This window comes from Pseudomonas sivasensis (genome assembly GCF_013778505.1).
Classification (GTDB): domain Bacteria; phylum Pseudomonadota; class Gammaproteobacteria; order Pseudomonadales; family Pseudomonadaceae; genus Aquipseudomonas; species Aquipseudomonas sivasensis.
Map to the genome: position 1 here is coordinate 179,737 of NZ_JAAOWU010000013.1, position 9,249 is coordinate 188,985.

At 60.4% G+C, this 9,249-nt stretch carries 10 protein-coding genes; 3 read left to right on the top strand and 7 right to left on the bottom strand.

Features of this window, described 5'->3' with window-relative positions; genetic code table 11:
• Window positions 1–24: 24 nt before the first annotated feature.
• Genes G9Q84_RS20725 through G9Q84_RS20735 form a run of 3 tightly spaced genes read right to left on the bottom strand, consistent with a single transcriptional unit; the run spans window position 25 to window position 2,061 of the window.
• Entirely contained in the window at window positions 25–666 is a 642-nt protein-coding gene (locus tag G9Q84_RS20725; protein ID WP_032888500.1) for a LysE family translocator, read from the bottom strand.
• Window positions 667–720: 54 nt separating this feature from the next.
• Window positions 721–1,131, bottom strand: coding sequence for a fosfomycin resistance glutathione transferase (gene fos / locus G9Q84_RS20730; RefSeq protein ID WP_099601357.1), 411 nt, complete (start codon window positions 1,129–1,131; stop codon window positions 721–723).
• Window positions 1,132–1,143: 12 nt separating this feature from the next.
• A complete protein-coding gene (locus G9Q84_RS20735; RefSeq protein WP_375803679.1) occupies window positions 1,144–2,061 on the bottom strand; it encodes a LysR family transcriptional regulator in 918 nt (305 codons plus the stop codon).
• Between the two features lie 77 nt (window positions 2,062–2,138).
• Between G9Q84_RS20735 and G9Q84_RS20740 the strand changes: the two genes are divergently transcribed.
• Window positions 2,139–2,627 carry a DMT family transporter gene (locus tag G9Q84_RS20740; RefSeq protein ID WP_095184055.1) on the top strand — a complete coding sequence of 163 codons (489 nt, stop codon included), beginning with the start codon at window positions 2,139–2,141 and terminating at the stop codon, window positions 2,625–2,627.
• A gap of 73 nt (window positions 2,628–2,700) precedes the next feature.
• Here G9Q84_RS20740 and G9Q84_RS20745 read toward each other — a convergent pair whose 3' ends face one another.
• Complete coding sequence (locus tag G9Q84_RS20745) at window positions 2,701–3,375, bottom strand: NAD(P)H-binding protein (RefSeq protein WP_032888492.1); 675 nt, start codon at window positions 3,373–3,375, stop codon at window positions 2,701–2,703.
• A gap of 91 nt (window positions 3,376–3,466) precedes the next feature.
• Window positions 3,467–4,615 carry an L-threonine dehydrogenase gene (gene yiaY, locus G9Q84_RS20750; RefSeq protein ID WP_095184053.1) on the bottom strand — a complete coding sequence of 383 codons (1,149 nt, stop codon included), beginning with the start codon at window positions 4,613–4,615 and terminating at the stop codon, window positions 3,467–3,469.
• 124 nt (window positions 4,616–4,739) lie between these two features.
• Here yiaY and G9Q84_RS20755 point away from each other — a divergent pair, with 124 nt between their 5' ends.
• Both G9Q84_RS20755 and G9Q84_RS20760 read left to right on the top strand, forming a co-directional pair.
• Window positions 4,740–5,756 carry a DUF4917 family protein gene (locus tag G9Q84_RS20755; protein ID WP_099601354.1) on the top strand — a complete coding sequence of 339 codons (1,017 nt, stop codon included), beginning with the start codon at window positions 4,740–4,742 and terminating at the stop codon, window positions 5,754–5,756.
• 459 nt (window positions 5,757–6,215) lie between these two features.
• The gene (locus G9Q84_RS20760; RefSeq protein ID WP_032888485.1) at window positions 6,216–7,115 is read left to right on the top strand and encodes a DMT family transporter; all 900 of its coding nucleotides are present in this window, start codon (window positions 6,216–6,218) and stop codon (window positions 7,113–7,115) included.
• Between the two features lie 41 nt (window positions 7,116–7,156).
• On the opposite strand, the gene G9Q84_RS20765 is transcribed toward G9Q84_RS20760, so the two are convergent.
• Together G9Q84_RS20765 and G9Q84_RS20770 are read right to left on the bottom strand one after the other, a co-directional pair.
• A complete protein-coding gene (locus G9Q84_RS20765; RefSeq protein WP_181644018.1) occupies window positions 7,157–8,374 on the bottom strand; it encodes a class I SAM-dependent methyltransferase in 1,218 nt (405 codons plus the stop codon).
• 208 nt (window positions 8,375–8,582) lie between these two features.
• Complete coding sequence (locus G9Q84_RS20770; protein WP_032888481.1) at window positions 8,583–9,200, bottom strand: TPM domain-containing protein; 618 nt, start codon at window positions 9,198–9,200, stop codon at window positions 8,583–8,585.
• Window positions 9,201–9,249: the final 49 nt, after the last annotated feature.

Below are 9,249 nucleotides of genomic sequence, written 5' to 3' on the forward strand. Positions count from 1 at the left end.
GTGCGACGAACGGTCGTCGGCGCATCAAGCCGATTTGCTGGCAAACAGGCCCGGTAACGCATGGGCCAGGGCATTGATGGCGAAGCCGATAAACATCACGCCACAGAGCCTGGTGATGAGGATTTCATGGCGCTGATACACCGTGCGTACGCGCTGGGCGCCGACCACGCCGATCAGGATTGCGTAGGCCAACACACCACCGACGAAGCTCAGGAAGATCAACGCCGGCAGCATCGACCAGGTCAGCAATTCGGCACGGCTGGACAGCAACGCCGTAAACGTCGCCACCGCGACTGGATACGCCTTGGGGTTGGTCAAGCCGAACACAATGCCGTGCCAGAACGGATGCCGCGCGGCGCCCTGAGGGGCATCACTGCTGCGACGCTGGGTGCGGATGGCCCGCCAGCCAAGCCAGAACAGATACAGGCCACTGAGCACGCCGAGCACATCGAACGCGCTGCTGCCGACTTCCCGCGCGCCCACAATCGCGACCAACGCCGTACTGCACCACAGCACATCGCCGAGCAAGTGCCCACACAGAAACCCCGCCCCGGCACGACGGCCGCGGGCGGCGCCGATGCCAAACACTGCCAAGACTCCGGGGCCAGGCGTAATACCGTAGATAAAACCCGACGCGAGGACGGCGAGCAGCAGGGATAGGGTCATGGGCGTGACTCAAACAAAGCGTGGGAAGGTGGAGCGATTCTGCACGTTCCTACGCTAAGGGTAAAACCTCATTCCCGAATAGGGTTTGTCGCGGCAAGCCAACAGACGCGAAGCCAGGTCGCCGACATGGGCTTCGAGCTTATGACCATCGGGATCAAGGAAATAGAACGAGGCGCCTTCGCTTCGGTTATCGCGCCACTCCTGCACCTCGGCGGCGCGCAGACGCGAAACCAGCGCAGCGAACTCACTCGTTCCGACGGTGAACGCATAGTGGGTGTAATCGGCACCTGGCTTCGACTCACGTAGCGGATCAAGCGACAGGCATAGCCATAGACCCGGCAATGACAAATAGGCGCCGCTGTCCCAAGTGGCGTCGAGCTTGAGCTGCAACAGCTCATGGTAAAAAGTGACGCTACGACTCAAGTCGGTGATGGCCAGGGTCAAGTGATTGAAGCCTGAGAGCATGTCTTTTTCCTGTTATCTGCGGCCTTCGGACAACATACCCTGCACCTGCCCAATCAACCACTGCAACCCAGAATCCCCTCCCCGTCGCGCATGCCACGCCAGCTCGAAGGCAAACGAGGGAATATGAAATGGCGGCGCCACGGCGACCAGATGCTGGTGATCAATATTCAGCAAGCCTCGCGACGATACGGTCAGGATCAAGTCCGTGCCCTCAATCAACTGCGGCGCCACGCCCCAGTGCGGCAGGCTGATCGCCACATGCCGCCGCTGACGAATCGCCGTCAGCGCTCGTTCGATTTCCGGCGTCCCGCTGCCGCGCATTTCCAGCAGCACATGGGGGCGCGAGAGGTAGGTGGGCAGGTCGAGAGAGCCGTCATGCGGCAGGCTGCTACGGTCCACCAGACAGGTGTAATGCTCGTCGAACAAGGGCGTAGTACGCAGTTCAGCAGGCATATCGGGGAACACGCCAGCGGCCAGGTCAAGGTCGCCATTGAGCACGCCGTCAACCATGCCTTCGCGGCTGGTCTGGATGATTTGCAGGTCGATGCCCGGTGCTTCACGGCGCAGTACACGAACCAACCTCGGTAAGAAAATCGCCGCGCTGTAGTCCGACATCGCCACACGAAAACGACGCTTCGCCGATGCCGGATCAAAGCGATTCGGCGCCAGTAGCGCCTGCACCTGCGCCAACGCTTCGGCCAGCGGTGCCGCCAATTCCAACGCACGGGCGGTGGGCACCAGCGTGCCGCCCTGACGCACCAGCAACGGATCACCCAGCACATCCCGCAACCGCGCCAGCGCATGGCTGACCGCCGGCTGGCTCAGGTGCACGCGCTCGGCGGCGCGGGTGACGTGTTGCTCACTGAGCAAGGCGTCGAGGATCACCAACAGGTTGAGGTCAATACGGCGCAGATCATTCATCAGCTGCATATCCAGCATAATAATTTGGAATTTAAATTAGATCGACGAATGACCTAGAGTCCAGCAAAACCTCTGGGAGATCCAACATGACAACGTTGCAGTGGGCAGGTTTATTGGCGCTAGCGGTAATCGCCGGGGCGGTGGTGCCGTTTCAGAGTGCAATCAATGCCAACCTTGGGCGCGGGCTCGGCCACCCGCTGTGGGCCACCCTGGCGTCACTGCTGGTGAGCATGATGGTGTTGCTGCCGGTGATCGTGGCGCTGCGTCTGCCGCTGCCCAGCCTCACGTTTATCGTCAAGGCGCCGCTGTGGATGTGGGCCGGTGGCGCGTTTGGTGTGTGCTTTATCGCGCTGGCGTTGATGCTGCTGCCCAAGCTGGGTGCGTCGGGGTTTATCGCCCTGGCGTTGGCGGGACAGATGCTTGCATCACTGCTGCTTGATCACTTTGGGTTGTTCGGTCTGGTGGAGCGTCAACTGACAACGCCACGGGTGCTTGGGGCGTTGTTGTTGATGGGCGGTGTGGCGCTGATTCAGTTTGGCAACACGTCCGCACGCGCACTGGCAACAGCGAGCTGATCAGCCTTTGGCATCGATTTCGTTGATGTCATCCGGTGCGCAAGGCAACTCACAGTTGTGCGCGGCCACAGCATCAGCAGCGCTCAGCCGCCAGGCGATTGATCTCGCCCTGCTCCACCACCGGTTGCGGCGCGCCATGGCGCACCGCTTGCAACATGGCTCGGCCGACAGTTTCCGTACTCACCACCCAGCCCGGCTTAACCCGACGCACCAACGAAAGCACTGGCCCGAGCACGGAGTAAAACGCTTGATACAGCGGCGTCTTAGAGCGCACACCGTGCAGCGGCTGAATGATCCCCGGCCGAAACAGGTACACCGCCTTGAACGGCAATCGCAGCAACGCGTTCTCGGTCTTGCCTTTGACCCGCGCCCACATCGAATGGCCCGCCTCGGAGCTGTCGGTGCCAGCGCCGGACACGTAGATAAACGTCATCTGTGGATTGAGCCGCGCCAAGGTGCTGGCAGCTACGAGCGTCAGGTCATAGGTGAGGTGGGTGTACGTGGTTTCATTCATGCCGGCCGACGACACGCCGAGGCAGAAGAAGCAGGCATCAAAGCCTTGCAGCAGGTTTTCCAGGGGTTGGAAATCCAGCATGTCGCTGTGCAATACCTGATGCAGCTTGCCGTGTTCCTGGGTCAGGGGCGTGCGGCCAACGGCGACGATTTCCTGGACATCGGCAGCCAACAGGCATTCACGCAGAACGCCTTGGCCAACCATGCCGGTGGCTCCGAATAACAGAACTCTCATAAGGTGACCTCAGCGGCAAGCCGCAAGCTTCATGCTCAAGTTGAATGCATCCAACCTGTAGCTTAACGCTTGCAGCTTGAGGCTGCCCCACTCAAAACGCGCTGCGAAAGATCTCCTCGATCTGACGCTGATCCGCGCGCCGTGGGTTGGTCAGGCCGCACGCATCCTTCAACGCATTGGTCGCCAGCAGCGGAATATCCTGCAACTTGGCACCCAGCTCACGCAGGCCCGCCGGAATTTCAACGTCCTGGGCCAGGCTACGAATGGCGGCGATGGCAGCTTGGGCGCCCTCTTCATCGGTGATGCCCTTGATGTCTGCCCCCAGCGCTCGGCCTACATCGCTCAAGCGTTTGGCACTTACGCTGGCGTTGAAGCTTTGCACATGGGGCAGCAGCACCGCGTTGCACACGCCGTGGGGCAGGTCGTAGAACCCGCCCAGCTGGTGAGCCATGGCGTGCACAAAACCCAGGGACGCGTTGTTGAACGCCATGCCGGCGAGGAACTGCGCGTAAGCCATGTTTTCCCGCGCGACCTTGTCACTGCCATCACGGACAGCCAGGCGCAGGTTGGCGCTGATCAGTTCGATGGCCTTGATCGCGCAGGCGTCAGTGATCGGCGTGGCGGCGGTGGAGACATAGGCTTCGATGGCGTGAGTCAGGGCGTCCATGCCGGTGGCGGCGGTGAGCCCCTTAGGCATGCCAACCATCAGCGATGGGTCGTTGACCGACAGCAGTGGCGTGACGTTGCGGTCAACGATGGCCATTTTCACGTGACGGGTTTCGTCGGTGATGATGCAGAAGCGGGTCATCTCGCTGGCCGTGCCGGCAGTGGTGTTGATGGCTACCAGCGGCAGTTGCGGCTTGGCCGATTGGTCCACGCCTTCGTAGTCGCCGATATGCCCGCCGTTGGTGGCGCACAGGGCGATGCCCTTGGCGCAGTCATGGGGCGAGCCGCCGCCCAGCGACACCACAAAATCACACGCACTTTGCTGCAACAGCGCCAGGCCTTTCTCGACGTTTTCCACATTGGGGTTGGGTTTGGCACCGTCATAGATCACCGAGTCGATGTCTTGCATCGCCAGTTTCTCGGCGATCATGCTGGCGACGCCCGCCTTGGCCAGACCGGCGTCGGTGACAATCAGCGCCTTGCGAAAACCGTAGTTGCGGATGGCGTTCATGGCTTCGTCGAGGCAGTCGGTGCCCATGATGTTGACGGCTGGGATGAAGAAGGTGCTGCTCATGGCGAATCCTCGGATAACGTTTCTGCCTCTAGCATCGGCCTCAGTTGTCTGCGGCATCTTGATCAGGATCAACGTCAGCTCGTGATAAAGTCACCGCCCAGCCGATTTCGAGTAGCCCGCCGCAATGAAGGATTTCCAGGATATTGACGCCCACCTTGAAGACTGGAGTGCCCTGCGCAGCACCATCGACTTCACTGGGATTCTGATCGGCAACGGCGCGAGCCGTACGGTTTGGGAAGACTTTGCCTACGACTCGCTGTTCGAAAACGCCCGCACCGTCGAAGAAAAACCCCTCAGCCCATCCGAACTCAGTGTGTTCGACGCCCTGCAAACCCGCAGTTTCGAACAAGCACTGGGCGCGCTGAAAACCACCAGCCGGGTCAACAAGGCCCTGGCGGTCAGCTCGGCGGCGCCGCGTAATCGCTACTACGCGATCAAGGAAGCATTGATCAACACCATCCACGCCGTGCATATCCCGTGGCGCTTGGTGAAGCCATCGACACTGGCGACGATCAACGCGGAACTGGCCGGTTACTCCACCGTATTCACCAGCAACTATGACCTGCTCAACTATTGGGCGATCCTGCACACGCCGGGCATCGACGATCTGTTCCGCAGCGCCGACGCCAGCTTCGACCTGCGCAACACCCGCACCGACGCCACACGCATCCTGTACCTGCACGGCGGCTTGCACCTGGTGCGAAACCTCGACGGCACCGCACGCAAATTACCCACGACTGACAGCACCTTGCTCAGCAGCTTTGCCATCAACAACACGATCAAGACCCTGGACGATGTGCCGCTGTTTGTCAGCGAAGGCACCGTGCAGGAGAAGCTCAAGACCATCCGCAGTTCGGACTACCTGTCGTTCTGCTATGAGCAGTTGCTGACCTATGAAGGCGCGCTGTGCATCTTTGGGCACGGCCTTGGGCCTCAGGATCAGCACTTGGTGGATGCCATTCGCCACGCCAATTTGAGCACCCTGGCGATCTCGGTGTCGGGGCGCAGTGACGGGTTTATTCGCCAGCAGAAGCGGCGGTATTCGGAGTTATTTGACGGCAGCGGCGTGGAGCTGAAGTTTTTTGCGGCGCGCACGCATCCACTGGGTGATCCAGCACTCTCAGTACCTGTGGAACGCTGATCACGCCCGCCTTATCAAACTTAAATAAGTTACTGACTTTAAAGGCTTAAATACCAACCCTTAAGTCTAGAGTCCTGCATGAGTCATTTCAGTCGAGCGCCTTCTTGTAGCGAGCGGGCTTGTCCCGCGTAGGGCTGCGCACCAGCCCCAAAACCAGGCGCAGAGGAGCGGCGGATACACCGCATCCGTCTTCATCAGGGAGCGCTTCGCCCCCCAACGCGGGATAAGCCCGACCCGTTGTCGTCCGATACCTTTCGAGGGTTCTATGGCGGGGCTACCGCGCACCTGATGCAGACACCTCGGTGTGTCAGTGACCGCGACATGATGCAATCGCAGGCAAGCCCGCGCCCACACAAGATCAACTGTACGGATAAATCCGTATCCAGCTGTAGGCCCGCGTTCGACGGGGGTTGTGGCTATATGGGCTTTCCTTGAAGCCTCTAGATTTCGGTTGCCCCCATGAGCTCGCGCGAAAACACCGGCATGGCCCTCGGCCTGCTGGGCGTCATCATCTTCAGCCTGACCCTGCCCTTCACCCGTATCGTGGTGCAGGAAATCCACCCGTTGCTCAATGGCCTGGGCCGAGCGTTGTTCGCGGCGGTACCGGCGGCGGCGCTGTTGCTGTGGCGCCGTGAGCGCTGGCCGACCTGGCGCCAGGTGCGGGGTTTGTGCCTGGTGATCGCCGGGGTCATTCTCGGTTTCCCGGTGCTGTCGGCGTGGGCCATGCAAACCTTGCCGGCGTCCCATGGTGCGCTGGTCAACGGTCTGCAACCGCTTTGCGTGGCGCTGTATGCAGCATGGCTGTCCCATGAACGGCCGTCGAAAGCCTTCTGGGCCTGCGCCGCATTGGGCAGTGCGTTGGTATTGAGTTATGCGTTGATCACCGGCGCCGGAAGCATCCAGGCGGGGGATCTCTTGATGCTCGGCGCGATTGCCGTGGGCGGTTTGGGTTATGCCGAGGGCGGTCGATTGGCCAAGGAGATGGGCGGCTGGCAGGTGATCTGTTGGGCGCTGGTGCTGTCAACGCCGGTGCTGATCGGGCCGGTGTGGTACTTGGCGGCGCAGCATCAAGGTGCGATTTCCATGCGTACCTGGTGGGCGTTTGGGTATGTGTCGCTGTTCTCGCAGTTCCTGGGGTTCTTTGCCTGGTACGCCGGGTTGGCCATGGGCGGCATTGCACGGGTCAGCCAGATCCAGCTGTTGCAGATCTTCTTCACCATCGCGTTTTCGGCGTTGTTCTTTGGGGAACATATCGAGCCAATTACATGGGTGTTTGCGTGCGGGGTGATTGTGACGGTAATGCTGGGGCGCAAGACGGCGGTGCAACCTGCGCCAGTCCCCAAGCCAAGTGCAGTCTAAATGTGGAAGGGGGCAAGTCCCCTCCCACATTTGAGCAGTGTTCAGGCCAGGTAGCCATCCGCGCGCAGCAGGGTTTCCAGGCAGTGTTCGGTGATGTGGTAGAACGCCTTGAGCTCCTGAATCTTCTCCAGCAACTGCGTATTGTCCACCGGCTCGTTACGCTTGACCGCGAGGATCATCTTGTTCTTGTTGGTGTGCTCCAACGAGATGAACTCGAACACTTTCGTCTCGTATCCACAGGCTTCGAGAAACAATGCTCGCAAACTGTCGGTAACCATTTCCGCCTGCTGGCCCAAGTGCAAACCGTATTGCAGCATCGGTTTGAGCAGCACCGGGCTCTGGATCTGCAGGCGGATCTGCTTATGGCAGCACGGCGAACACATGATGATCGACGCGCCGGAGCGGATACCGGTGTGGATCGCATAGTCGGTGGCGATATCGCAGGCATGCAGGGCGATCATCACGTCCAGCTCGCTCGGCGCCACGCTGCGTACGTCGCCGCATTTGAACACCAGACCCGGGTGTTCCAGGCGCGCAGCGGCGGTGTTGCACAGGGTCACCATGTCTTCGCGCAATTCAACGCCGGTAACTTCGCCTTCGGCCTTGAGGGTGTTGCGCAGGTAGTCGTGGATCGCAAACGTGAGGTAGCCCTTGCCCGAACCAAAGTCGGCGACACGCACCGGTTGATCCAGCTTCAGCGGTGACGAGGTCAGTGCATGGCTGAACACTTCGATGAACTTGTTGATCTGCTTCCACTTGCGCGACATCGACGGGATCAGCGCCTGCTTGGCGTCGGTCACGCCCAGGTCGGCGAGGAACGGCCGGCTCAGGTCGAGGAAGCGATTCTTCTCACGGTTATGCTCCGCCGAAGGTGCTTCGCGCAGTTGCTGCGGCTTGCTTTTGAACAGCGAGCTTTTGTTCTTCTTGCTGTATTCCAACTGGGCTTCGTCGGTCAGCGACAGCAAGTGCGCATTCTTGAACGACGCCGGCAGCAGCTCGGCAATCGCCGCCACGCCGTCGGCCAGCGGCAAGTTCTTGGTGATGTCACGGGTCTTGTAGCGGTAGACGAAGGACAGGCATGGCTGCTCCTTGACGGTCACCACCTTGATGATCAGCCGCTGAAGCTCGGCTTCGTCACCAACGTACTTGGCCAGCACCAGCTTGATAAAGGCGTTCTGCGCAAGGCTTGTGCTCAACAGTTCGATGAACTGGGCGTGGTGATCCGGCGCAGGGCGGACAGGTTGAGCGGTGACGGACATGAACAAAAACGCCTCGGGCTGGGAATGCCGGGCATTTTAGGGGGGATAGTCCACCAGGGCACGGAGTTATTTGACCAGTGGTCACCGCAGACTCAAATGTGGGAGGGGGCTTGCCCCCGATAGCCGTGGATCAGTTTGAACATCGTTGACTGACACTCTGCAATCGGGGGCAAGCCCCCTCCCACATTTTCAGCCAGTGGTGGCGGGGCTATTCCAGTACGACCAGCCGGTTTGGCAGTTCATTGCGGGTCTGCGTTACCGGCACATGCACCTTCAGCAATTCACCGCATGCATCGATACACGCAATAAACCCAGCCAGCGTCTGCCCCTGTTTCACCTGCTGGGTAAACGCCCTGACGATCCCATCCCAATGACTGTCATCCAGGCGGCTGGAGATGCCATCGTCCACCAGGATTTCCACATAACGCTCCGCCTCGCTGACAAAAATCAGCACCCCGGTACTGCCCAGCGTGTGGTGCAGGTTCTGCTCCAGAAACTGCCGGCGCGCCAGGTTGGAAGCGCGCCAGTGCCGCACGGAGCGCGGGATCAAGCGGGTCGTGACCTTGGGCAAGCGGAACACCAGGCACAACACGATGAACGTCGCCCATTGCGCCAGCAGCAAGGTGTACATGGTCAGGTAGCCGGACAGGTAATGCACCACACCCGGCACCACCAAGGCGATCAAGCTGGCCCACAACAAGGGGATGTAGGCGTAATCGTCGGCACGCGCGGCCAGCACGGTGACCAACTCGGCGTCGGTCTGTTGCTCGACCCGGGCAATCGCCTCAGCGACTTGGCGTTGCTCGTGTTCAGTCAGTAATGCCATGGTTGTACATGCTCTTTTCTAGTTATTGTCATCACCAGCCACCTGAAGC

Coding starts and splice junctions, on each gene's coding strand:
- G9Q84_RS20745 (WP_032888492.1), bottom strand. CDS start 3,375: ATGAGAGTTCTGTTATTCGGAGCCACCGGCATGGTTGGCCAAGGCGTT.
- G9Q84_RS20740 (WP_095184055.1), top strand. CDS start 2,139: ATGACAACGTTGCAGTGGGCAGGTTTATTGGCGCTAGCGGTAATCGCC.
- yiaY (WP_095184053.1), bottom strand. CDS start 4,615: ATGAGCAGCACCTTCTTCATCCCAGCCGTCAACATCATGGGCACCGAC.
- G9Q84_RS20725 (WP_032888500.1), bottom strand. CDS start 666: ATGACCCTATCCCTGCTGCTCGCCGTCCTCGCGTCGGGTTTTATCTAC.
- G9Q84_RS20765 (WP_181644018.1), bottom strand. CDS start 8,374: ATGTCCGTCACCGCTCAACCTGTCCGCCCTGCGCCGGATCACCACGCC.
- G9Q84_RS20735 (WP_375803679.1), bottom strand. CDS start 2,061: ATGCAGCTGATGAATGATCTGCGCCGTATTGACCTCAACCTGTTGGTG.
- G9Q84_RS20770 (WP_032888481.1), bottom strand. CDS start 9,200: ATGGCATTACTGACTGAACACGAGCAACGCCAAGTCGCTGAGGCGATT.
- fos (WP_099601357.1), bottom strand. CDS start 1,131: ATGCTCTCAGGCTTCAATCACTTGACCCTGGCCATCACCGACTTGAGT.
- G9Q84_RS20760 (WP_032888485.1), top strand. CDS start 6,216: ATGAGCTCGCGCGAAAACACCGGCATGGCCCTCGGCCTGCTGGGCGTC.
- G9Q84_RS20755 (WP_099601354.1), top strand. CDS start 4,740: ATGAAGGATTTCCAGGATATTGACGCCCACCTTGAAGACTGGAGTGCC.